We start from the raw sequence: 23,082 nt of genomic DNA, 5'->3' as shown, positions 1-23,082 counted from the left end.
GGGACGCCGTTACAATCCGGTATTTTTACGGCATGTATCCGATGCCGTTTTTCGGCAGGTCGCCACAAGCGAACCTGAAAACAAGGCCAATGTGATGTGTACCGCCATCCGCAATACACCGCACATGCCGCCATCAACAAAGTGAGACAAGCAATGAAAATGGAAAATCCGACACCCATCCAGTGGCAATTCTCCGAGCGCGCACAACAACTGCAAAGCTCGGCCATCCGCGAGATCCTCAAGGTCACCGTGCGGCCGGAAATCATCTCCTTCGCGGGCGGACTGCCGTCCCCGGCGACTTTCCCGGTAGAGCGCATGCGCGCGGCATTCGACACGGTATTGTCGAAAGAGGGCAAGGTCGCACTGCAGTATGGTCCGACGGACGGCTATGCTCCCTTGCGTGAATGGATTGCCCATTCCCTGTCGGTGAATGGCGCGAAGATCGTCCCGGAACAGGTGTTGATGGTGTCGGGTTCACAGCAAGGCCTCGACCTGCTGGCCAAGGTGCTGGTCGACGAAGGCAGCAAGCTGCTGGTCGAGACGCCGAGCTATCTGGGCGCGCTGCAGGCATTCTCCTTGTATCGCCCCCAATTTGTCTCGGTCGCGACCGACGATCACGGGCTCTTGCCGGACCAGGTGGCGAGCGTCGGGCAGGGCGCGCGCCTGTTGTATGCATTGCCGAATTTCCAGAACCCGACCGGCCGCACGCTCTCGGTCGATCGCCGACTTGCACTCGTTGAAACCTGCGCGCGGCTCGGCCTGCCCTTGATCGAAGACGATCCCTACGGCGCGCTCTGCTATCGCGGCGAACCGCTGCCGAAGATGGTGACGATGAATCCCGATGGTGTGATCTACATGGGCTCCTTCTCCAAGGTGCTGACCCCCGGTATCCGTCTCGGCTATGTGGTGGCGCCGGTGCCCTTGATCCGCAAGCTGGAGCAGGCCAAGCAGGCGGCCGACCTGCACACCGCGCAGCTGACGCAGATGGTGGTGCATGAAGTTGTGAAGGATGGATTCCTCACCGACCACATTCCCACGATACGCAAGTTGTATTCGGATCAGTGCGACGCCATGCTGGCTGCGCTGGCGGAGTTCTTCCCCTCGTCGGTGACATGGACCAAGCCGGAAGGCGGCATGTTCATCTGGGTCACGCTGCCCAAGCACATCGACAGCATGAAGCTACTGGACGAAGCGATTGCGGAGCATGTCGCGTTCGTACCCGGCGCACCGTTCTATGCCAATGCGCCGCAAGCCAATACCCTGCGACTGAGCTTCGTCACCGTGCCGCCGGAAAAAATTCGCGAAGGCGTGGCGCGGCTTGGCAAATTGATTGCTGCGAAAGTGTAAATTCGCGATCGATCGTCGCTTTCCTTCCTCTTAGAAAACAACATTTGCGAAGCTCCGATGCCGCAAGGCATCTGGAGCTATTGCGGCGCTTTCTTTCATCGTAGTAACATCAACAGGACATGCTCGGCAGCGAGCGCCATCGTCCTGCGGCAAAACAGGGCCGCTCCTCGATCCTCTGCAGTGCTTTCCCGCCTTGGACGCTCGTCCTGCAAGCCTTCGATGAAACAAGTGTGAAATGAATATCTACGGTACCAATTCTTCCGACACGCTCGTCGGAACCGCAAGTGACGACCAACTGTCCGGCCTCGACGGCAGCGATGTGCTTTACGGATTCGAGGGAAATGACACGCTCGACGGCGGTGCCGGAAACGACAGCTTGTATGGCGGTTTCGGCAACGATCGCCTGTACGACAGCGGGGGCGTCAATATCCTGTATGGTGATGCCGGAGATGACACGCTCGTATTCACAGGCACGGCGAGCGGAACACTGGTTGGGGGCGACGGCAACGATGCGCTGTATGGCGCCGGCGGCGACGACACGCTGCAGGGCGGCAGTGGTGACGATTACCTTCAAGGCGGCGCCGGGAACGACACGCTGGACGGCGGCCAGGGAAACGATTATCTGGCCGGCGGATCCGGCAATGATACTTACCTCATTCGCGACCGGCATACGAGTCTGTATGACAGCGGCGGCACCGACAGTGGCGTGATTTATGTCGATTTCTACAAGACCAATCCCGACGTGGAGAACTGGTCCTGGGCCAACGGCGTGCAGCGCCTGCCATACTGGATCGATGACTTGCTGCCTGGCGATGCGCCCGGATACCAGCCCTTGCTGGAAGGCGGCAAGACCTTTTACTACTGCTTTCCGACGTCGATCCCGTCGCAATTCAGCGCGGAGGATCAAAACGGTTTCACGCCCTTCAACGAGCAGCAAAAGACATTCGCACGGCAGGCATTGGCCTACATATCGACGGTCGTCGATCTGCATTTTGTCGAGACGACGGATGCCGGTGCCCTGAATACCATCGTCTTTGCAAATAACAACCAAAGTTCTTCCTCCGGCTACGCGTACTTCCCATACGACGAGGCGATAGGCAGCGATCTGTTCCTGGACAACACCACACCGGGAAACCTGACGCCGCAGGATGGACAATATGCCGCCCTGACCTTGATCCACGAGCTCGGACATGCACTCGGCCTGAAGCACACCTTCTCGCATCTCTCCGCGGATGGCAGTGTTGGCGAAGGGCCGTATCTGCCCGCAGCGGAGGAAAGCACGCAATGGTCGGTGATGAGCTATTCGGACCGGCCGCAGGATTACCATCTGCGTTATTCCCCGTTTGATATCGCCGCGCTGCAGTATCTGTACGGTCCGAGCACAGCTGTCGCGACAAACAATGTCTACACGCTCCAGACCGGTAGCACCAACATGATCTGGGATGGCGGCGGCAGCGACACCATCGATGGTTCGGCCATTTCGCAGGCCATCACCTTGTATCTGGAGCCGGGCTACTGGGGGTATATCGGCGAAAAATCCTCGCTGATCTCCTCTGCAGGCCAGATCACCGTGAATTTCGGCAGCGTCATTGAAGATGCCAAGGGCGGCAGCGGGAATGACTCCATCACCGGAAACGCCGTCGCCAATCACCTATGGGGGGGCAATGGCAATGACAGTATGACGGGCGCTGGCGGCAACGACATTCTGGATGGCGGCGCGGGCAGCGATACAGCCATTTACAACGGAGTGCGAGCCAACTTCACCGTCGCCAGGACCACGACCGGATTCACCGCGGTGGATCGTGTCGGCGGGGAAGGCAGCGACTCCTTGCTCAACGTCGAAACAATCCAGTTCACCAACACGTCGCTCAGCTTGAATTCCGATCCCAGCATCGGCCTGAGCTACGCCGGCACTGCGTCGAATGACATCATCGACGGTACCGGCGGAGATGACATCCTGTACGGCAACGACGGCAATGACCGCATCAACTCTTACGGGGGAAATGACATTGTCGACGGGGGGCTGGGGATTGATAAAGTCATCCTTCCCGGGCTCAGCAGCAATTACACGGTTTCCAGGACGGCCAAGGGACTTGCCGTTGTCGACAACGCCGGCTCGCAGGTTAACGACACGCTGACCAGCGTCGAGCGTCTCATTTTCAGCGACGCCGCATATGCCTTTGATACCGACGGCAACGCCGGCATGGTTTACCGGCTCTATCAGGCGGCATTCGATCGGACACCGGATCTGACCGGACTCGGGTTCTGGATCAACAGCCTGGATGTCGGCTATTCGTTGATGAATGCGGCGTCCGGTTTCTACAACTCCGACGAGTTCAAGACGCTGTACGGCGTTTCGCCTTCAAACAGTCAAATCCTGACACACTACTACGAAAACGTGCTGCACCGCGCGCCTGATGCGGAGGGGTTTGCCTGGTGGCTGAATGTGCTGGACAGCGGATTGGCATCGCCGATACGCGTGCTGGTCGATTTCAGCGAGAGTGTGGAAAACAAGGCACAGGTGATCGGGGTGATCCAGAACGGTATCGAATACATACCGTATGCCTGAATGGTGAGGACGGTTACGCGCCAATCCGGCGCGTAACCAGAGTGCTCCCTTATCTCACTGCCGTCAGCGCAGCCGGCTTGATCTTCGATTCCAGCGTCTTGCCCTTGCGGGCGCGCTTGCCAATATGATTTGCGAGCGATGACGCGGACAGCGTGATTTCCTGCGCCTTGCCGCCACGCCCGATGCCGGACACGATCACGCCTTTCTGGCTGATCGCTTGTGCGGCAAGCAGCTTCTCGTTCTTCTCCAGTTCCATCAGGATTACGCCGCGTCCGCCGCCGGACAGGGTCTTGATTTCATCCAGGCCGAAGACCAGCAGGCGCCCCTTTTCGGACAGGCAGGCAATGGCGCTGGCATCGGCGCCGACGACGCGCGGCGTCACCGGCTCGTCGCCTTCATCCAGCGTCATGAATGCCTTGCCGGCCTTGACGCGGCTGACCATGTCGCCCGCCTTTGCGGTAAAGCCGTAACCTGCAGTCGATGCGAGCATCAGCAGCGTATCCGACGGACCGGCGAAGTAATGCAGCAAACGCGTGCCGCTGGCCAGTTCGATCAGGCTTGTGAGCGGCACGCCATCGCCGCGCGCGCCCGGCAGGACAGAGACGGCGACAGAGTAGACGCGGCCGTTGGAACCGAAGGCGAGCAGGTTATCCACTGTGCGGCATTCGAAGGTGCTGTAAAGGCTGTCGCCAGCCTTGAAGGTGAACTGTGCGGGGTCGTGGCCATGGCCGGTGCGTGCGCGCACCCAGCCGTTCTTCGAGACGACGACGGTGACCGGTTCATCCTGCACCTTTTGCTCGAACACGGCGCGCTCGGCTTCCTCGATCAGCGTGCGGCGTGCGTCGCCGAACTGCTTTGCATCCGCTTCGATTTCCTTGATGACGAGGCGTTTCATGGAGGACGGATTGTCGAGCAGATCATGCAAACCGGTCTTCTCGTTGCGCAATTCGGCCAGTTCCTGCTGGATCTTGATCGCTTCCAGTCGAGCCAACTGGCGCAGCCGGATTTCGAGGATGTCTTCCGCCTGCCGGTCGGATAGGTTGAATGCCTTCATCAGCGCCGGCTTCGGCTCATCCGATTCGCGGATGATCTTGATGACCTTGTCGATGTTCAGCAGGACCGCTTCGCGACCTTCGAGAATATGAATGCGGTCGTCGACCTTCTGCAGGCGGAATTGCGTCCTGCGGGTCATCGTCGCAAAGCGGAACTCGATCCACTCGCGCAGGATTTGGCCCAGTCCCTTTTGACGCGGCCGGCCGTCGCCGCCGATCATCACCAGGTTGATCGATGTGCCGGTCTCCAGCGAAGTATGGGCCAGCAGAATGTTCATGAATTCGGTCTGGTCCTGGTTCTTCGACTTGGGTTCGAATACCAGGCGTACCGGCGCATCCTTGCCCGATTCATCGCGCACGGTGTCGAGCACCGACAGGATCATCTGTTTCATCGTCAGTTGATCCGGCAGCAGCGACTTCTTGCCCAGCTTGACCTTCGGATTGGTCAACTCCTCGATTTCTTCCAGCACTTTTTGCGCAGAGGTGCCTGGTGGAAGTTCGGTGACCACCGCCTGCCACTGGCCGCGCGCAAGATCTTCAATCTTCCAGCGCGCGCGTACCTTCAAGGTGCCGCGGCCATTCTCGTACATCTCCGCAATCGCCGAGGTTGGCGTAATGATCTGCCCGCCGCCGGGGAAGTCCGGCCCGGGGATGATTTCCATCAGCTCCGCATGCGTGATTTTCGGATTGCGGATCATCGTGACTGCAGCCTTGGCGACTTCAGTCAGGTTATGCGACGGGATTTCCGTGGCAAGACCCACCGCAATCCCCGATGCGCCGTTCAGCAGCACGAAGGGCAGGCGCGCCGGCAGCAGCTTCGGCTCCTCGGTCGATCCGTCGTAGTTCGGCTGGAAATCCACGGTGCCCATGTCGATTTCATCGAGCAGCAAGCGGGAAATCGGCGTCAGGCGCGCTTCCGTATAACGCATTGCCGCCGCACCGTCGCCATCGCGCGAGCCGAAGTTGCCCTGGCCGTCGATCAATGGATAACGCAGCGAGAAATCCTGCGCCATGCGCACCAGCGCGTCGTACACCGACTGGTCGCCATGCGGATGCAATTTGCCCAACACATCGCCGACCACGGCTGCGGACTTGCGCGGCTTAGCGGTCGAATTCAGGCCGAGTTCGTTCATCGCGTACAGGATGCGGCGCTGCACCGGTTTCTGGCCGTCGCATACATCAGGCAGGGCGCGGCCCTTGACCACCGAGATCGCGTAGTCGAGATAGGCGCGCTCGGCAAAGGTGGCAAGAGTCAGCGCTTCGCCGTCTCCGGACGGCACGTCTTCAAACAGGTTGGCTTGTTCAGTCATTGCGGTTGTGCGAATTATTCGAGTGTGGGCGCCGGCATGTTCCGGCGTCCGGGAATCGTCATGTGGATACGGCGGGTGGTCGTCGCATTGTCAGTGAGCGCGGCGATGGCAAGCGCCTGCGCCGCGGGCCGGTATAGCTGGTAAAACTGTTTCACGATCTGCACGTAGCTGCGGGTTTCAGGGTATGGCGGAATCGCATTGTTGTACTTCTGCACCGCGCCTTCGCCCGCGTTATACGATGCGATCACCAGTTCCGGCCGGGATGGAAACAGCTTGTGCAAGTCGCGCAGATAGCGCGCGCCGAGACGGATGTTGGTCTTCGGATCGGTCAATTTCTGCTCAAGCGTTTTCTTTTTGTCGCCTTGCAGGCCATAGCGTTCCGCCGTCGCGGGCAGGATCTGCATCAGGCCAACGGCGCCCTTCGCCGACACGGCGTGCGTGTCGAAGCCGGACTCGGCAGCCATTACCGCCTTCAGCAGCGCGGGATCGATTTCGAATTCCTGCGCCGCCGCATCGAGCAGCGTCTCGTACTTTTGCAGATTCGGATGCCGCGACAGATATCCAAGCAGCGGTGTCTGTTGCGAAGGCACAGCGGATGGCGCAAGTTGCGAAGAATCGAACGAAGCGCTGCCACGCAGGAAGAGCCGATAGCGCTCATCGATCTTCTCGGTTGAAAAATGCCCCGTGCCATTCGCGTCGATATAGCCATAGATATCGGCGTGCGCGAACGCGGACGCGATACCCAGGCATAGCGTGGCGATGGCCTTTTTCAGTCGCATCGGATCAGATATCCGCTTCGGCTTCGTTGCCGTGTTCCTCCAGCCAGGCGCGCCGTGCGGCTGCCTCGCCTTTGCCCATCAGCATATTGAAGCGCAATTCCGATGCAGCGAGATCGAAGTCGCCCAGCGATACCGGCAGCAAGCGGCGCGTATCCGGATTCATCGTGGTTTCCCACAACTGTTCGGCATTCATTTCGCCCAGACCCTTGAAGCGTGAGATGGTCCATGCGCCATCCTTCACACCGTCCTTGCGCAGCTTGTCTTCGATCGCCGTCAGTTCGCCATCGTCCAGCGCGTAGAGCTTTTGCGCCTGCTTCTTGCCGCGCGCCGGCGCGTCGACCCGGAACAGCGGAGGGCGCGCAACGCAGATGTGCCCACGCGCGATCAGTTGCGGAAAGTGCTTGAAGAACAGGGTCAGCAGCAAGACCTGAATGTGCGAGCCGTCCACGTCCGCGTCGGACAGGATGCAGATCTTGCCGTAGCGCAGACCGGTCAGGTCCGGTGTGTCGTTCGGTCCGTGCGGATCGACGCCGATAGCCACCGCGATGTCATGAATTTCGTTATTTGCGAACAGGCGGTCGCGTTCGGTTTCCCAGGAATTGAGCACCTTGCCGCGCAGGGGCAGGATGGCCTGGAATTCCTTGTCGCGGCCCATCTTGGCCGAACCACCTGCCGAGTCGCCCTCGACCAGAAAGAGTTCATTGCGGCTCACGTCATCCGATTCACAATCGGTCAGCTTGCCCGGCAGCACCGCAACGCCGGAGGATTTCTTCTTCTCGACCTTCTGCGCGGAGCGCAGGCGAGATTGCGCCTGCTTGATCACCAGGTCGGCCAGCTTCTTGCCATAGTCGACGTGATGGTTCAACCACAATTCCAGCGCGGGCCGGGTGAAGGTCGCAATCAGGCGTACCGCGTCGCGCGAATTCAGCCGTTCCTTGATCTGCCCCTGGAACTGCGGATCAAGCACCTTGGCCGACAGCACGAAAGAAACGCGTGCGAACACGTCTTCCGGCAGCAGCTTCACGCCCTTGGGCAGCATCGAATGCATTTCGACGAAACTCTTCACCGCGCCGAACAAGCCTTCGCGCAAGCCGGCTTCATGCGTGCCGCCGGCCGGAGTCGGAATCAGGTTGACGTAGGACTCGCGCACCACATTGCCTTCTTCCGTCCAGGCGACCACCCATGCCGCGCCTTCGCCTTCCGCGAAGCCATCGGTCTCGCCGCTGGCATATTGCTCGCCTTCAAACAAGGGAATCAGCGGGTCGGCGTTGGAGGACTGTGCCAGCGATTCGACCAGATAACCGCGCAGGCCCTGATCGTACTGCCAGGTTTGCGTGTCGCCGGTCTTGGCATTGGTGAGGGTCACCTTGACGCCGGGTAGAAGCACTGCCTTGGAACGCAACAGCCGCTGCAATTCCGCGCCAGGAATGGCGGATGAGTCGAAGTATTTCGGATTCGGCCAGACCGTGACGCGCGTGCCGGATCGCCGCTCGTCTTTCGCCAGGGGGCGCGACTTCAGTTTTTCAATCACGTCACCGTCGCCAAAGGTGAGCTTGTGCTCGCCGCCTTCACGCCAGACAGTGATTTCCAGGCGCGAGGACAGTGCATTGGTGACGGAGACGCCGACGCCATGCAGGCCGCCAGAAAAGGAATACGCGCCGCCCGACCCTTTGTCGAATTTGCCACCCGCGTGCAAGCGCGTGAACACGATTTCTACCGTCGGTACTTTTTCTTCCGGATGCAAGCCGACCGGGATGCCGCGGCCATCGTCTTCGATACTGACGCTGCCATCGGTATTGAGCGTCACCGAGACATTCTTGCAAAAGCCGCCCAGCGCTTCGTCCGACGCGTTGTCGATCACTTCCTGGATGATATGCAGCGGGTTTTCGGTGCGGGTGTACATGCCCGGGCGCTGCTTGACCGGTTCGAGTCCTTTCAGAACCCGGATAGACGATTCGCTGTAATCGGATGCGGAGGATTTTCTAGTTGCCATTCAGATGAGGACGCCAAAAATGCTGTTATTGCTTGAGGGAATGTATTTAAACATAAGTCACAGCATTCTAATGAAAAATCAGAGCTGGCTGCGCGTGAACTAATGTGGGGGCAATGATGCCACTTCCAATACGGGCCGGAAAAAGCCGGACGGCGGGTGCCGACCGGAAGCTGGGGAACGGTTCGCTGTTGTAGTTTGGAAACTCAAGCCGAAGAATATTGCCGGCGTGATGTTTATCCTGCAATTAATGTAGTGCAACAGGGCAAAATCTTTATAAAATGAAACCCCATGTCGTCCCATAATTTCCCCTTCGCCGTACGACTGATCGGATTTTCCTTGCAGGAAATACTGGCATTCGAAAACGCCTTTGCAAACGAGGAAGGCAAGAACTACGGCTATTTTCGTCTCGAGGACGGCAACCTGCAGGATCCGGACCTGTATATCGCCAATGCAGACGAATTGAAGGCATTGGTCAGCCTTGCCGACTTGCGACCGAGCGATGTCCGGCCCGCCCTGCTGATCGGCCGGCCCGGCGTGGAGCTGCCGTATGCGCGGATCGATCGTCCGTTCGAATGGCCGGCGCTGTTCGAAGCGATCGACAATCTGGTCGAAAGGCGGGCCGACGCGCTGTCGCGACTGGAAGCATCCGATATCGTGACCGTGCCGGAACGCCGGCGGCGCGACCGCCTGGATCTGGATCTCACTGACCCCGTCGAATACGAAAAAATGCGCTCCAAGGTACGCAGCGACGGGATTGTACTGGTTGTCGATAAAAGCCCCGCGCTGCGCGACTACCTCTCCGACCTGTTGGCGCGCCAGCAGACGCGGGTGGTGTGGGTCAACAGTGAAGTCGAGGCGGTTGAATTGTGCAAGCAAGAGCCGATCTCGGCCGTGCTCATCAATACTTCCACGCCCGGCATTGATCCTTACCGCCTGTCCTGGGCCATCAAGGAAAAGGATTCGCCGATCAAGATCGCGGTGATTTTCCTGGTCAGCAAACCCTTCGTGTACGACCTGCAGCAGGCAAATTACGTCGGCGCGGACGGTTTTCTCAACAAGCCGCTCGCCAGCCATCACTTGATCACTGCGCTGAGGAAATTTCTTCCGTTTCCGCGTTGATAGTTATTGGTCCACGGAGCACACGAAGGACACGGAAATATTCAAGGAAGACCAGGCCGCCGCATGTGACGCAGCGTACGGAGCATCGCCACAATCCGCAGCCTTGAATTTTTTCCGTGTCTTCTGTGCTTTCCGTGGACAATCCAGCTACTTGCTCAGCAAGCGCATGCCGCGTTCCAGCCCTTCGATCGTGACCGGGAACATTCGATTGTTCATCAGTTGCCGGACGATGGAGATCGACTGACGGTATTGCCATAAACCTTCCGGTTCCGGATTCAGCCAGATGAATTTCGGGAAGGTGCTGGTAAAACGCTGCAGCCATTCGGCGCCGGCTTCCTCGTTGTTGTATTCCACCGAGCCGCCCGGCTGCAGGATTTCATACGGGCTCATCGTCGCATCGCCGACGAAAATCAGCTTGGTATCCGGCGTGTATTTGCGCAGGATGTCCCAGGTCGGAAAACGTTCCGCGTGACGGCGCCGATTGTTCTTCCACAAGTAGTCGTAAACGCAGTTATGGAAGTAGAAGAATTCCATGTTCTTGAATTCGGTTTTCGACGCCGAAAACAGTTCTTCAGTACGCGCGATATGGTCATCCATCGTGCCGCCCACATCCAGCAGCATCAGCACCTTGATGTTGTTCTTGCGCTCCGGCTGCATCTTGATGTCGAGATAGCCGGCATTGTTGGCGGTCGCGCGTATCGTGTCGTCGAGCGCCAGTTCATCTTCCGCGCCTTCACGCGCAAATTTGCGCAGGCGGCGCAGGGCGACCTTGATGTTGCGTGTGCCGAGTTCGCGCTCATCGTCGTAATCCCGATAAGCACGCGCCTCCCAGACTTTCACCGCAGTGCGATTGCCGCCTTCGCCGCCGATCCGGATGCCTTCCGGGTTTTGTCCGCCATTGCCGAACGGCGAAGTGCCGCCGGTGCCTATCCATTTGTTGCCGCCTTCGTGGCGTTCCTTCTGCTCCTTCAGCAATTCCTTCAGCCGGTCCATCAGCTTGTCGTAGCCGAACTTCTCGATCGCCGCGATCTGCTCGGGCGTGAGATCGCGCTCCATGCGCTTCTTCAGCCATTCGAGCGGGATGTCCGGATGCTTCTCGAAGATCGCATCGATACCCTTGAAGTACAGTCCGAATGCCTTGTCGAACTTGTCGTAGTGGGCTTCGTCCTTGACCAGGGTGGTGCGCGACAGGAAATAGAAATCGTCCAGCGACGGGCTGATGACGTTTTTCTGCATGGCTTCCAGCAGGATCAGGAATTCCTTGATCGACACCGGGATCTTCGCGTCTTTGAGGGTAAAGAAAAAATCGATCAACATGTCAGCCCTCCGGCTTCCAGTTTGTACAGCAGGTTCTTTTTCACGCCGGGCCACTCGTTCTGGATCACGCTGTAGACCACCGAATCGCGAATGCGCCCGTCGGGCATGATGATATGGTTGCGCAATACGCCGTCACGCCTGGCGCCGAGCCGCTCGATCGCCGCCTGTGAACGCTTGTTGAACCAGTCGGTGCGGAACTCCACCGCAATGCAGCGCAGCTTTTCAAATGCATGCGTCAGCAGCATCAACTTGCACTCGGTATTGATGGCCGTGCGTTGCGCCCGTTGCGCGTACCAGGTGCCGCCGATTTCAAGGCGACGATTGTTTTCGTCGATATGCAGATAGCGTGTGCCGCCCACGATCCGGCCGCTCTCGTTGTCGCGCACCGCGAAGGCGAGCACCTCGCCTCGTTCTCGCTGCGCAATCAATTGCTCGATGTAGTTGCGCACGCCTTCCGGTCTTGGCACCGTCGTGAACCAGAGGTTCCACAGCTCGCCATCGGCAGCGGCCAGCTTGATCTCTTCTTCGTGTTCCAGTGCCAACGGTTCCAGCGTGGCATGCCGGCCATTCAGCGTGACCGCATCGACAAAGGCCATGACCGCTATCCGATCAGCGATTCGTGCGCGACATGAAGACCAGGCGCTCGAACAGATGCACATCCTGTTCGTTCTTCAGCAGCGCGCCATGCAGCGGAGGCACGATGGTTTTCGCATCCTTGCTGCGCAGGGCGTCCGGAGGAATGTCCTCGGCCAGCAGCAGTTTCAGCCAGTCCAGCAGCTCGGAGGTCGAGGGCTTCTTTTTCAAGCCGGCCACTTCGCGTACTTCGTAGAAAGTCTGCAGCGCCTGCGCCAGCAGATCCTTCTTCAATTGCGGGAAATGCACATCGACGATCTGCTGCATCGTGTCCTTGTCGGGGAAACGGATGTAATGGAAGAAACACCTGCGCAGGAAGGCGTCCGGCAATTCCTTCTCGTTGTTCGATGTGATGATCACCAGCGGGCGATTCTTGGCCTTCACCAGTTCGCGTGTTTCGTACACATAGAACTCCATGCGGTCGAGTTCGCGCAGCAGATCGTTCGGGAATTCAATGTCGGCCTTGTCGATTTCGTCGATCAGCAGCACCACTTGCTGTTCCGACGTGAATGCCTGCCACAACACGCCCTTGACGATGTAGTTGTGAATATCCTTTACCCGCTCGTCGCCCAGTTGCGAGTCGCGCAAGCGCGATACCGCGTCGTATTCATACAAGCCTTGCTGCGCCTTGGTCGTCGATTTGATATGCCATTGCAGCAGCGGCATGCCGAGCGCCGCGGCCACTTCCTCGGCCAGCATGGTCTTGCCGGTGCCGGGCTCACCCTTGATCAGCAATGGACGTTGCAGCGTCAATGCAGCATTGACCGCAAGTTTCAAATCGTTGGTTGCAACATAATTTTGGGAACCTTCGAAGCGAGTTTCTTGTCGCATAGCGTTGTGTCATCAAGATGAAAATAAAACCAAGTATAAGCGAGAAAGATAATCCAGGCTGGAATCGCAGCCACGCCTTTTCCCCCTGCATTTTAAGTATTCCATGAAAATTTCCCTGTTGAAGCTATGGGTGATGTGGCGACGTTTTCGCCGGACATCACCCCGTCATAATGAGCATCACCTGCAATACATTGCCCAGATCGAGGTGCTGATGCGGCGCGCCAACCCATTCGCGGCCTGGACCGAACGCGCGAACTGGATGACTGATGTGGCCGATTGGCTCAGACGCGATCCGCCGCGATCGAATCTTGACGCGCACGCGTGGAGACGCATCAAGCATCAACGCACCCGTTTCCTGCTCGACTGGCTGGACAGCCACCGCGAGGTGCGACGGGTGGTGCAGACGACTCTGCAAAAGACCTTGCGCGAAGCGGTCGGCCCGGAACTGTTCTGCGCCACGGGTTTGCCGCACGAACCGGCATTTTTTGGCGAACTGTCGGAACGCGTCGGCAAGGCACTGCTGCCGAAAGCGCCGTCGCGACGCGATCTGTCCACCTTGTTTACGGCGATGTTCCCGGACCCGTCCGATGCCGAGTGGCTGATCGGACTGGACCACAAGACCCTGGTGCGCGTCTGGAAGCTCTGCGCCGACGACGGCATCGCGCACAACTTTGTTCAGCAGATCGATGAAGCGCTGACCTACCTGGTATCGATGATCATCGCGGTCGGCATCAGCCCGGAATTCCGGCAGCGATTGGAGCCGCATGTACCCTTGAAGGCGACCCCGTTCATGGCCCTGCAGCGCGAACTGGAAAAATACCTGATGGCCGGAGCGCATGATGAAGCGGCATTGCGCAGCGTACGCATGCTGGTCGCGGTATGCCAGGCGCAAACCGATCGCATCTACATGCATCTTGACGAATACGGCGTGTCGGTTGGGCTGGTTTACCGAGTCGAGCGGATGCGGGCGCAGCTCACGCGGATGGCGCGGCTGATCGACTTGCGCTCGGCACCGCCGGATGCGCAATTGACGGCGCCGGTGCAGGCGCTGCTGGTCGACCTGATCGAGGCGCATCACCGGCGCTCGTCGGTTCGCGGCCTGATCAGCCGCAGTTTTTCCCTGCTGGCTCGCAAGATGGTCGAGCGCAATGCCGATCGCGGCGAACAATATGCCGCGCGTGATCGCGCCGAGTACTGGGCGATGTTCAAGGCCGCCTGCCGCGGCGGCGTGGTCAGTGTGTTTACCGTGCTGCTGAAGGCGGCGATTCCTGCGGCCGGCGTTGCCCGCTTTTTCGAAGGTGTGTTCGTCTCACTGAACTATGCGGCCGGCTTTCTCGCGATTTCCGCGCTTGGCGGGACGCTGGCCGCCAGGCAGCCGGCGATTACCGCACCGACGCTCGCATCAAAGATGCAGGCACTCGGCACTGCAGACGGCATGCGCAAGCTTCTCGATGAAATTGCCGGCCTGTTGCGCGCGCAGGCGGCTGCAGTGTTCGGCAATGTGGTGTCCATCGTCCCCGCCATGACCGCGGTTTCCCTGCTGTTCTGGCTGGTCTCTGGAAACCCGATCATGGAGCCGGAAAAGGCCCATGCCAGCCTGCAGGGACTGTCGATGCTTGGCGTCACGCCGGTATTTGCCGCCTTCACTGGCGTCTTGCTCTGGCTATCGAGCCTGAGCGCCGGATTCGCCGACAATTGGTTCGCGCTGCACAACATGCGTGAAGCGATGGCGCATCATCGACGTCTGGTTCACGCGCTCGGTCAGGCAAGGGTAGAGCGCCTGGCCAATTGGCTGGAGCGGCATGTGGCCGGCATTGTCGGCAATCTCTCTCTGGCGCTGCTCTTGGGGATGTCGCCGGTACTGCTTCAATTCTTCGGCCTGCCGCTCGACGTGCGGCACGTGACGCTGGCGACCGGCACGCTTGCAGCCGCAGTCAGCGGCCTCGGCTGGAGCGCGGTGACCACGACAGACTTCTGGCTGGCCGTCGGTGGCGTTACCTTGACCGGAATACTGAACATCGGCGTGGCTTTCGGGTGTGCATTGGGACTGGCCTTGCATGCGCGCGACGTGCCGATGCGGGTCAGGCGCGTGGCTTTTCGTGCAGTGCTGAAGCGCTTTATCGGTTCGCCGCGTTTCTTCCTGCTTCCCGAGAAGAGCCTGGCAAGCGTCACCGTGCTCCCAACGTCGTCATCCCCGGCAGCTCCCGGCGAAGCGGAGGAAGACCTCAGGCAATCCAAGAGCGGGCGCTCATGAATCTGGGGCGCCGTGGACGATCCGGCAATATCAATGTAGAATTAGGCGATTTGGTGCGTCGGAGCAACACCTACAAAACGCGCCAAAAGCCTATCCGTAAGTGATTCGAGCCGGTTTTCGCGGGCTGGATTTCTTGCGGATAGGTTTATGAATCTTGTACTCATTTATTCCCAGCTACCATGAAAAAACTATTTGCGTTCCTCGCGCTCGCTGGTCTTGCAAGCGTCGCCGCAGCCGCGGACGTCGTCGGCAACGCCAAGGCAGCAGAAAACAAGGTTGCAATGTGCATCGGCTGCCACGGCATCCCGGGCTACAAGGCTTCATTCCCCGAGGTGTACCAGGTTCCGATGCTGGGCGGTCAGAACGCCAAGTACATCCAAAGCGCGCTCAACGCCTACAAGAAAGGCGATCGCAAGAACCCCAGCATGCGCGGCATCGCGGCCGGCCTGTCGGATCAGGATATCGCCGACGTCGCGGCTTATTACGCTCAGCAGAAATAAGGGGACCCATGATGAAGAAGATTCTCGCAGGCGCGGCCGTACTGATGTCGTTTAACGCCTTTGCGGGCGGCAATATCGACGCCGGCAAGGCCGCCACGGAAAAATTCAATTGTGCCGCCTGCCATGGCAAGGATTTCAACTCGCCGGTCGATCCGAGCTATCCGAAGCTGGCAGGTCAGCACCAGGATTATCTGGAGCATGCGCTGATCGCCTACCAGCGCGGCGCGGACGGCGCCAATGGACGCGGCAACGCGATCATGGGCGGACAAGCCAAGCAGCTGTCGAGAGCGGATATCCAGAATATCGCCGCCTACCTGCACAGCCTGCCGGGCTCGCTGGTACTGCGCAAGTAAGCCCGCACACACCTGCTATGCAAAAAGCCACGCTTGTCGTGGCTTTTTGCTTTTTGGAATGAGCAGCGGGAAACTCAATCCATCGGCAATCCCGCACCCCGCAATCGGGCGCGCAGCCGTTCCAGTTCGTCGAAGAGATCGGCCACCAATCCGGCCAATTCGGGATTGGCGTCGAAATTGCGCTCCAGTTCATAAAGGCGGCGCGTGCGCAACAAGTCCTGTCCGGTGAAGGACCAGCGGCTTGGATCCTGTTCGTTCTGGACGGCAAGCACGCCTGCCTGCACATGCTCGACGATCCATTCCCGGCTGACCGTACAACTTGCCGCAAGCTCGTCCACTGAGAGCCGGACATCCTCCATGAGCAGTCCAATCAGTTCTTGCGCCATCGTTCACACTCCCAATGCCTGACGTGGGTTGAACGCGAGTTCGCGTGCCATGGTCTGATAAAAGTCGCGCGCCTTCGGATTGTCGGCGGGGGGGACGACGACTTCCATCACAAGATAGAGGTCGCCCGGCGGCGACCCCGGGATTCCGCGGCCCTTCAGGCGCAGTTTGCGGCCTGACTGCGACCCTTCGGGAATGCGTATCTCGACGGTGCCATCCGGAACGGGCGCCTTGACGCTTGCACCCAAAGCCGCCTCCCAGGGCGCAATCGGCAGGCTTGCATAAACATCCCGTCCCTCGATGCGATAGCGCGAATGCGGATTGAAGTGCACCTCCAGGTACAGATCGCCCGCTTGCCCTCCGCCGGAGCCTTGCGCTCCTTGTCCGGCAAGGCGGATGAGCTGGCCTTCGCGAACGCCCTTCGGAATGCGCACATCGAGCGTGTGCTCCGCCAGCGTCACGCGACCGTGCTGGTCGGTGCGTGGAACGCGCAATGACAATGTCCGCGAGGCACCGTGGTAGGCGTCTTCCAGGTCAAGCATGACCTTCGCATGATGATCTTCACCGCGAGCGTGAAAATGCGCACCGCTCGCGCCGCGCATGCGGCCGCCGAACAACTCGGAAAAGAAGTCGCTGAAATCGGCGCCTTCCGGGCCGGAAAAGCCCCGTCCGGAGAATTCGAAGCCGGCATCCCAGTCCGGTGGCGGACGGAATTCCTCTCCGGCATGATGGCGCTGCCCAAGCTGGTCATAGGCCACCCGTTTTTCGGGATCCGACAGCACCGCGAAAGCCTCATTGAGTTCCTTCATGCGCGCTTCCGCATCCGGCTCCTTCGAGACGTCCGGATGGTATTTGCGCGCAAGACGGCGGAAAGATTTCTTGATCTCGTCCGCCGCCGCATCCCGGGCAACGCCCAGTGTCTGGTAGTAGTCCTTGAATTCCAAGCGGATTCTCCTTCTACTTTTGTTGCTTCGCCTGTTTCCATAATGGTGCCGGACCAGCCTCAAATCAAGGTATTGAATTCCTTTCATCGGCACATATGTTGACCATACCGGTCGACTGCCCACGAAGTCGGCCATCTTTGCGAAACCCGACATGACAGGAGGACGAAATGATGTATCGATCGATATTCCCTCGCGACGTGTTTGCCGAACTTGACCGGCTGCAACGTGAAATGCAGCAGGCGATTGAAACCGGGCCGAGTATCCGCGGTATCGGCCGAGGCGGCTTCCCGGCGCTGAACGTGGGCGGCACGCAGCAATCGGTGGAGTTGTACGCATTTGCGCCCGGGCTGGATCCGGCCAGCATCGAGGTCCAGCTGGAGCGCGGCGTACTCACGATTTCAGGCGAGCGTGCGGCTGATCTGCCTGGCGAAAACCAGAAGGCTGCGGTACACATCAACGAGCGCTTTGCCGGACCTTTCCGGCGTGTAGTCAATCTGCCGGAAGACGATGTCAATCCGAGCGGCGTCTCCGCGCAGTACAAGGACGGCGTGCTGCACATCAGCATCAAGCGCCGTGAATCTGCCCAGCCGCGCCGTATTTCCATTCAGTAAGCAAGGAGGAAACATCATGAACGAGAACACGAATGTGACGAAAACGACGAACGGAAATGTCCGTTCCGAGGCGGCATTGCTGCCGCCGGTCGATGTGATCGAAGACGCTTCCGGTATCACCTTGTTTGCCGATCTCCCGGGTGTGCCGAAGGACAAGCTGAACCTGCAACTGGAAGCGGAAACGCTGACGATCGAAGGCGAAGTGGAGCTGAACGCGCCGACGGAAATCGAATCGAGCCATGTTGAGGTCAGGCTGCCGCGCTATCGCCGCGTGTTTACCTTGTCGCGCGAACTGGACAGCGAAAAGGCATCGGCGGAATTCAAGAACGGCGTGCTCAAGCTGCGCATTCCGAAGGCCGAACATGCCCAGCCGCGCAAGATCGACATCAGGGTTGCTTGATTGACGGCCGTTGCGGCGGCAGTCTTTTGATTCAATGGAGGAAAGCGATGAGACTCGAAGAGATCAAGCAAGGCTGGTCGTCTTTCTGGGATTCGGTCGCTGAAGGCTGGCAGCATCTGCGTCAATCGGCCTCCAGTGCGATCACCGGATTCAAGCCCAGCGTACAGACGAATCTTCCCGCCAAGAGCGATATCGACGATGCGTTTTTCATTCCTTCGATGGGCTGGTCGATGCTCGGCGGCGATGTGTTCGAAGACGACAAGCGCCTGGTTGTGCGCATTGAGGTGCCTGGCCTGGACAAGAACGACCTGGACATCGAAGTGCAAGGAGATGCCCTGATCGTGCGAGGGGAAAAACGCTTCGAGCGGGAAGACACGGAAGGGCGGTATCGCGTGCTGCAATGCGCGTACGGCAGCTTCCGGCGTGTCGTTCCCCTGCATGCCCCTGTTCTGGCTGACCAGGCCAAGGCCAGTTACAAGAATGGCGTGTTGCGGGTGGAACTTCCCAAGATGGAAGAAGACAAACCGCACAAGCGGACGGTAAAGGTCGATTGATAAACGTTTGCAGAGGGCGTTCCTGCGGGATCGCCCTGGTTTCGCCGAGCCGTGCTCAGCGGCGCTTCACGCATTCGACATACGCGACGCCGTCCGGAGGCAAACCATTGCGCTGCGAATTCCAGATCATCTCGCCGAGGCATTCCATCATCTGATGATGTGCCTCGTGCTCGGAACCCAGCCTTTGCGCCAGCGACAGGAAGGCGGCGCGTATACCCTTGGGCTGGTCGATCGAGATTTGTTCGGCGATCGACAAATGCATGGCCAGATGCAGAAACGGATTGGTTTGTCCGCTCTCCACAGAGTAATCCTTCGCCAATGCCGCCTCCACCTCGGCCAGCGCTTCCCAATATTCCTCGTGCTGCATGATCCAGTCACGCGCGACGGCCTCCATGGGCGTCAGGATCTCATTGGCTCTGGTCTTGCGATAGGTTTCGCAAAAAAAACGTCGAACGTCGTGCTGCGAAGGGTTAAACATCGTTCAGGAAAATGAAGCAGAGGAAAGCCGCATATTGTACCGGCACAAGCTCGGCAGCGCGGATTCCTATAACATGGGAAACATTCCTTGCATCACGAGCGCGAGGAAAACCGAACCATCAAAAATGGAACTCATCATGTTGAATGATACTGCACTCGATACTCTGTTCCGCACTGCGCGGACCCACAACGGCTGGCGCGACATGCCGGTCTCCGACGAGCAATTGCGCCAGATTTACGATTTGATGAAATGGGGGCCGACCTCGGCCAACTGCAGCCCGGCACGGATCGTCTTCGTGCAGTCGCCGGAGGCGAAGGAAAAGCTGCTGGCTTGCATGGACCCGGGAAATCTTGAAAAGACGAGGACGGCACCCGTCACCGCGATCATCGGCATGGACATGGAGTTTTACGAAAAATTGCCGCAATTGTTTCCGCACAATCCAAGTGCACGTTCCTGGTTCGCGGGCAAGCCGGAAGTGATCGCGAACACTGCCATGCGCAATTCATCCTTGCAGGGTGCCTACCTTATCATGGCTGCGCGGTCGCTCGGACTGGACTGCGCGCCGATGTCGGGCTTCGATGCGGCCAGGATCAATGAAGCCTTTTTCTCCGGCACCCCGATCAAGGCAAACTTCGTGTGCAGCCTCGGCTACGGCGACACAAGCAAGCTGTATCCCAGAGGGCCGCGCCTCGCGTTCGAGGAAGCGTGCAGGATCGATTAAGGGAAGGTTTGCCGCGCCGCCTGCGCGGTCAAACGCCTTTCTCCGGCAAGGGCGTCTTGTCCTTGTACTCGCACAGATCGGCGATGAGGCAGTTCCAGCATTGCGGCTTGCGTGCAACGCAGATGTAGCGGCCGTGCAGGATCAGCCAATGATGCGCGTCGTGCCGGAATTCCTCCGGCACGTATTTCAGCAGCTTTTGCTCGACCTCATCCACGTTCTTGCCCGGCGCGATGCCGGTGCGGTTGGATACCCGGAAGATATGCGTATCGACAGCAATGGTCGGCTCGCCGAATGCGGTGTTGAGGACCACGTTCGCGGTCTTGCGGCCGACGCCGGGTAGGGCCTGCAATGCTTCGCGCGAGCGCGGTACTTCGCCATGATGCTGTTCAAGCAGGATACGGCAGGTTTCGATCACATTCTTCGCCTTGGTGCGATACAGGCCGATGGTGCGAATGTATTCGGTCAGTCCCTCCACCCCCAAGGCATAGATCTTCGCCGGCGTGTTGGCAACCGGATACAGCCGCCGCGTGGCCTTGTTGACCGAGACGTCGGTCGCTTGCGCAGACAGGATCACGGAAATCAGCAGTTCGAATGGCGTCGTGAATTCCAGCTCCGTTGTCGGATGCGGATTCGCCTTGCGGAAACGTTTGAAAATCTCGAGGCGCTTTTCGGCGTTCATGAGTTGTCTTTCACGTCTTCGAGTTTGACGTTGATTTCTTCAATCTGCTTCTTTACCGAGCGCGAGACATCACTCACGCCTATGGTGCCTGTCGCGCCTGCGGCCTGTGCGGCCATCTGCTCCTTCTTCTGGCGCGCACGTTCCATCGCCGCCTGAATGATCGCTTTCTTGCGCTCCTGTGCCGCCTTTTCATCCGGCGTCAGCGTCGATTCGGCTTCTACCGCCTTGAGTTTGGCTGCAGCTTTGGCAGCGAGGCGCGCATCGTTTTCTTCCTTGTCGCGTCGCAGGCGGAACACATGGGCATTGTGCCGCGCGCGGGCCGCGTCCGCCTGCGCCTGAGACCATGCATCCCAGCCGGTTTTCCCTGGCGTGACATCGACCATCGCAATGCAGTCGACCGGGCAGGGCGCAACACACAGATCGCAACCGGTGCACAGGTCTGGCACCACGGTATGCATCTGCTTGGCCGCGCCGATGATGGCATCAACCGGACAGGCCTGGATGCAGAGTGTGCAGCCGATGCACAAGGATTCGTCGATGACGGCGACCGGGCGCGGCCGTTCCACGCCATTGACGGGATTGAGCGGAATGACTAGCTTGCCCAGCAGCCTGGCGAGCCGGGCGATGCCTTCGGCGCCGCCGGGAGGGCACTGGTTGTATCCGGCCGCGCCGCTCGCGACAGCCTCCGCGTAGGGACGGCAGGCAGGATAGCCGCATTTGGTGCATTGCGTTTGCGGCAACAGGTCTTCGATCTGGTCGGCCAGCGATTTGGCGTTTGATGACACGGCAGGTTTTGCAGGAAGTAAAAGCAGGATTATCCGACAAACCACGCGGGCTATAAATAAAAAAGCCGTTCGCCCGGTCGGGGAACGGCTTTCTCCTGCGGGGAAGGGCTGATCAGGAATTCGTCTTGATGAATTCGCCGATCTTCGGGCAAATGATCTCGCGCCAGCGGCGGCCGGCGAAAATACCGTAGTGACCGCATTTTTCCGCAGTGAAGTGATGTTTTTTCGACTTCGGAATGCTGGAGCACAGATCATGCGCCGCCTGCGTCTGGCCGACGCCGGAAATATCGTCCAGTTCGCCCTCAATGGTCAGCAGCGCCACGTTCTTGATGTCCTGCGGACGCACCAGCTTGCCTTCGACCTCCCAGGTGCCGAGCGGCAGACGGAACTCCTGGAACACGGTCTTGATGGTCTCGAGGTAATACTCGGCCGGCATGTCGAGCACGGCGTTGTACTCGTCATAGAACTTGCGATGTTCTTCCGCCGACTCGTTGTCGCCTTCGCGCAGATGCATGTAGAAGTCCCAGTGGCTTTGCGCATGACGGCCCGGATTCATAGCGATAAAGCCGGCATGCTGCAGGAAGCCCGGATAGACCTTGCGACCGAAGCCGGGATAATTCGGCGGCACGCTGTAGATCACCCGATTCTCGAACCAGGAGTACGGTCGCTTGGTTGCGAGGTCGTTGACTTCGGTCGGCGACTTGCGCGGGTCGATCGGGCCGCCCATCATGGTCATGGTCTTCGGCAACTTGGGATCGTTGGCGGTAGCCATCAGCGAAATCGCTGCGAGCACAGGCACGGTCGGCTGGCACACCGAAATCACATGCAGATCCGGACCGAGGCGACGGATGAAATCCTGAACATAGTAGATGTAGTCGTGCAGGTGGAACGCACCTTCGCTGGCCGGCACCATGCGTGCATCGGTCCAGTCGGTGATGTACACGTCATGATTCGACAGCAGGGCGCGCACGGTATCGCGCAACAGCGTCGAATGGTGGCCCGACAACGGAGCGACCAGCAGCACCGTCGGCTGCTTCAGTTGTGCGACCTGCTTGTCGCTCATGTCCTTCTTGAAGTGAATCAGGCGGCAGAAGGGTCTTTGTTCCGCGACTTCTTCAAATACACCGACGGACTTGCCGTTGACGGGGACGGTCTTAATTCCGAATTCCGGCTTTTCGTAGTCCTTGCCGAGTCGGTACATTAATTCGTAGCCAGCCGCGATACGCTGCGCGAACGGCGTGTGGGCGAGTGGGGAAACCGGATTCGTGAACAGCTTGGCAGAAGCCTCTGCCCATTGAATGAGCGGGTTCAGGAAAGTGCGGTTCAACTCGTGAAATTGGTAAAGCATAGTGGCCTCTTTCTAGTGGTACCAGTGGCGCTTGATTCTCCAGATAAACATCCGTTGCTGCAATGCATCATATGCAATTTTCGGAAATTTCCGCAAGAAAAATATTTCCGAAGTGTTGTCG

22 protein-coding genes are annotated in these 23,082 nt (G+C 59.1%); 10 read left to right on the top strand and 12 right to left on the bottom strand.

Annotation, left to right across the window (positions count from 1 at the left end):
• The first annotated feature begins 153 nt into the window (after nucleotides 1–153).
• Both VJ651_RS07750 and VJ651_RS07745 read left to right on the top strand, forming a co-directional pair.
• Nucleotides 154–1,347: a PLP-dependent aminotransferase family protein gene (locus tag VJ651_RS07750; protein WP_324106896.1), complete on the top strand. Its 1,194-nt coding sequence runs from the start codon at nucleotides 154–156 to the stop codon at nucleotides 1,345–1,347.
• Nucleotides 1,348–1,582: 235 nt separating this feature from the next.
• On the top strand, nucleotides 1,583–3,916 hold the full coding sequence (locus VJ651_RS07745; RefSeq protein WP_324106895.1) for a DUF4214 domain-containing protein: 2,334 nt from the start codon (nucleotides 1,583–1,585) through the stop codon (nucleotides 3,914–3,916).
• 49 nt (nucleotides 3,917–3,965) lie between these two features.
• Here VJ651_RS07745 and parC read toward each other — a convergent pair whose 3' ends face one another.
• Genes parC through VJ651_RS07730 form a run of 3 tightly spaced genes read right to left on the bottom strand, consistent with a single transcriptional unit; the run spans nucleotide 3,966 to nucleotide 9,050 of the window.
• The gene (parC, locus tag VJ651_RS07740) at nucleotides 3,966–6,278 is read right to left on the bottom strand and encodes a DNA topoisomerase IV subunit A (RefSeq protein WP_324106894.1); all 2,313 of its coding nucleotides are present in this window, start codon (nucleotides 6,276–6,278) and stop codon (nucleotides 3,966–3,968) included.
• Nucleotides 6,279–6,292: 14 nt separating this feature from the next.
• Nucleotides 6,293–7,057, bottom strand: a complete 765-nt coding sequence (locus VJ651_RS07735) for a transglycosylase SLT domain-containing protein (RefSeq protein ID WP_324106893.1) — start codon at nucleotides 7,055–7,057, stop codon at nucleotides 6,293–6,295.
• Nucleotides 7,058–7,061: 4 nt separating this feature from the next.
• Nucleotides 7,062–9,050 carry a DNA topoisomerase IV subunit B gene (locus VJ651_RS07730; protein ID WP_324106892.1) on the bottom strand — a complete coding sequence of 663 codons (1,989 nt, stop codon included), beginning with the start codon at nucleotides 9,048–9,050 and terminating at the stop codon, nucleotides 7,062–7,064.
• Between the two features lie 288 nt (nucleotides 9,051–9,338).
• On the opposite strand from VJ651_RS07730, the gene VJ651_RS07725 reads away from it, so the two are divergent.
• Nucleotides 9,339–10,169 (top strand): response regulator, encoded by an 831-nt coding sequence (locus VJ651_RS07725; protein ID WP_324106891.1) that lies wholly within the window; start codon nucleotides 9,339–9,341, stop codon nucleotides 10,167–10,169.
• A gap of 147 nt (nucleotides 10,170–10,316) precedes the next feature.
• Here the strand turns inward: VJ651_RS07725 and VJ651_RS07720 are convergent, their stop codons facing one another.
• The 3 genes from VJ651_RS07720 to VJ651_RS07710 are packed head-to-tail and all read right to left on the bottom strand — an operon-like array spanning nucleotide 10,317 to nucleotide 12,950.
• Nucleotides 10,317–11,486 (bottom strand): hypothetical protein, encoded by a 1,170-nt coding sequence (locus tag VJ651_RS07720; protein ID WP_324106890.1) that lies wholly within the window; start codon nucleotides 11,484–11,486, stop codon nucleotides 10,317–10,319.
• Nucleotides 11,480–12,082 carry a GNAT family protein gene (locus tag VJ651_RS07715; protein ID WP_324106889.1) on the bottom strand — a complete coding sequence of 201 codons (603 nt, stop codon included), beginning with the start codon at nucleotides 12,080–12,082 and terminating at the stop codon, nucleotides 11,480–11,482. Before VJ651_RS07715 ends, VJ651_RS07720 begins: the two co-directional genes overlap by 7 nt.
• Nucleotides 12,083–12,095: 13 nt before the next feature.
• On the bottom strand, nucleotides 12,096–12,950 hold the full coding sequence (locus VJ651_RS07710; protein WP_324106888.1) for a MoxR family ATPase: 855 nt from the start codon (nucleotides 12,948–12,950) through the stop codon (nucleotides 12,096–12,098).
• 103 nt (nucleotides 12,951–13,053) lie between these two features.
• On the opposite strand from VJ651_RS07710, the gene VJ651_RS07705 reads away from it, so the two are divergent.
• From VJ651_RS07705 to VJ651_RS07695, 3 genes are all read left to right on the top strand, one after another.
• The gene (locus VJ651_RS07705) at nucleotides 13,054–15,204 is read left to right on the top strand and encodes a site-specific recombinase (protein ID WP_324106887.1); all 2,151 of its coding nucleotides are present in this window, start codon (nucleotides 13,054–13,056) and stop codon (nucleotides 15,202–15,204) included.
• 179 nt (nucleotides 15,205–15,383) lie between these two features.
• Nucleotides 15,384–15,704: a cytochrome c gene (locus tag VJ651_RS07700; protein WP_324106886.1), complete on the top strand. Its 321-nt coding sequence runs from the start codon at nucleotides 15,384–15,386 to the stop codon at nucleotides 15,702–15,704.
• 11 nt (nucleotides 15,705–15,715) lie between these two features.
• The gene (locus tag VJ651_RS07695; protein WP_324106934.1) at nucleotides 15,716–16,057 is read left to right on the top strand and encodes a cytochrome c; all 342 of its coding nucleotides are present in this window, start codon (nucleotides 15,716–15,718) and stop codon (nucleotides 16,055–16,057) included.
• Nucleotides 16,058–16,131: 74 nt separating this feature from the next.
• Here the strand turns inward: VJ651_RS07695 and VJ651_RS07690 are convergent, their stop codons facing one another.
• Both VJ651_RS07690 and VJ651_RS07685 read right to left on the bottom strand, forming a co-directional pair.
• Complete coding sequence (locus VJ651_RS07690; RefSeq protein ID WP_324106885.1) at nucleotides 16,132–16,443, bottom strand: chaperone modulator CbpM; 312 nt, start codon at nucleotides 16,441–16,443, stop codon at nucleotides 16,132–16,134.
• Nucleotides 16,444–16,446: 3 nt separating this feature from the next.
• Entirely contained in the window at nucleotides 16,447–17,385 is a 939-nt protein-coding gene (locus VJ651_RS07685; protein ID WP_324106884.1) for a DnaJ C-terminal domain-containing protein, read from the bottom strand.
• Nucleotides 17,386–17,555: 170 nt separating this feature from the next.
• On the opposite strand from VJ651_RS07685, the gene VJ651_RS07680 reads away from it, so the two are divergent.
• From VJ651_RS07680 to VJ651_RS07670, 3 genes are read left to right on the top strand one after another with little or no spacing between them, the layout of a single operon-like run.
• Entirely contained in the window at nucleotides 17,556–17,996 is a 441-nt protein-coding gene (locus VJ651_RS07680) for an Hsp20/alpha crystallin family protein (RefSeq protein WP_324106933.1), read from the top strand.
• Nucleotides 17,997–18,012: 16 nt separating this feature from the next.
• A complete protein-coding gene (locus VJ651_RS07675) occupies nucleotides 18,013–18,396 on the top strand; it encodes an Hsp20/alpha crystallin family protein (protein ID WP_324106883.1) in 384 nt (127 codons plus the stop codon).
• Between the two features lie 47 nt (nucleotides 18,397–18,443).
• The gene (locus VJ651_RS07670; RefSeq protein ID WP_324106882.1) at nucleotides 18,444–18,950 is read left to right on the top strand and encodes an Hsp20/alpha crystallin family protein; all 507 of its coding nucleotides are present in this window, start codon (nucleotides 18,444–18,446) and stop codon (nucleotides 18,948–18,950) included.
• A gap of 55 nt (nucleotides 18,951–19,005) precedes the next feature.
• Here the strand turns inward: VJ651_RS07670 and VJ651_RS07665 are convergent, their stop codons facing one another.
• Nucleotides 19,006–19,428 (bottom strand): DUF1841 family protein, encoded by a 423-nt coding sequence (locus tag VJ651_RS07665; protein WP_324106881.1) that lies wholly within the window; start codon nucleotides 19,426–19,428, stop codon nucleotides 19,006–19,008.
• Nucleotides 19,429–19,564: 136 nt separating this feature from the next.
• Here VJ651_RS07665 and VJ651_RS07660 point away from each other — a divergent pair, with 136 nt between their 5' ends.
• On the top strand, nucleotides 19,565–20,149 hold the full coding sequence (locus VJ651_RS07660) for a malonic semialdehyde reductase (RefSeq protein ID WP_324106880.1): 585 nt from the start codon (nucleotides 19,565–19,567) through the stop codon (nucleotides 20,147–20,149).
• A 28-nt stretch (nucleotides 20,150–20,177) separates the two neighbouring features.
• On the opposite strand, the gene nth is transcribed toward VJ651_RS07660, so the two are convergent.
• From nth to VJ651_RS07645, 3 genes are all read right to left on the bottom strand, one after another.
• The gene (nth, locus tag VJ651_RS07655; protein ID WP_324106879.1) at nucleotides 20,178–20,828 is read right to left on the bottom strand and encodes an endonuclease III; all 651 of its coding nucleotides are present in this window, start codon (nucleotides 20,826–20,828) and stop codon (nucleotides 20,178–20,180) included.
• Nucleotides 20,825–21,613 (bottom strand): electron transport complex subunit RsxB, encoded by a 789-nt coding sequence (gene rsxB, locus VJ651_RS07650; protein WP_324106878.1) that lies wholly within the window; start codon nucleotides 21,611–21,613, stop codon nucleotides 20,825–20,827. The genes nth and rsxB overlap by 4 nt, the downstream gene beginning before the upstream one ends.
• Nucleotides 21,614–21,725: 112 nt before the next feature.
• The gene (locus VJ651_RS07645) at nucleotides 21,726–22,961 is read right to left on the bottom strand and encodes a polyhydroxyalkanoate depolymerase (protein WP_136418469.1); all 1,236 of its coding nucleotides are present in this window, start codon (nucleotides 22,959–22,961) and stop codon (nucleotides 21,726–21,728) included.
• Nucleotides 22,962–23,082 lie beyond the last annotated feature (121 nt).

This window comes from Noviherbaspirillum sp. (assembly GCF_035254865.1).
Classification (GTDB): Bacteria; Pseudomonadota; Gammaproteobacteria; order Burkholderiales; family Burkholderiaceae_D; genus Noviherbaspirillum.
The sequence above is the reverse complement of the archived record's forward strand: the minus strand, read 5'-3'. Positions and strand labels throughout refer to the sequence as shown.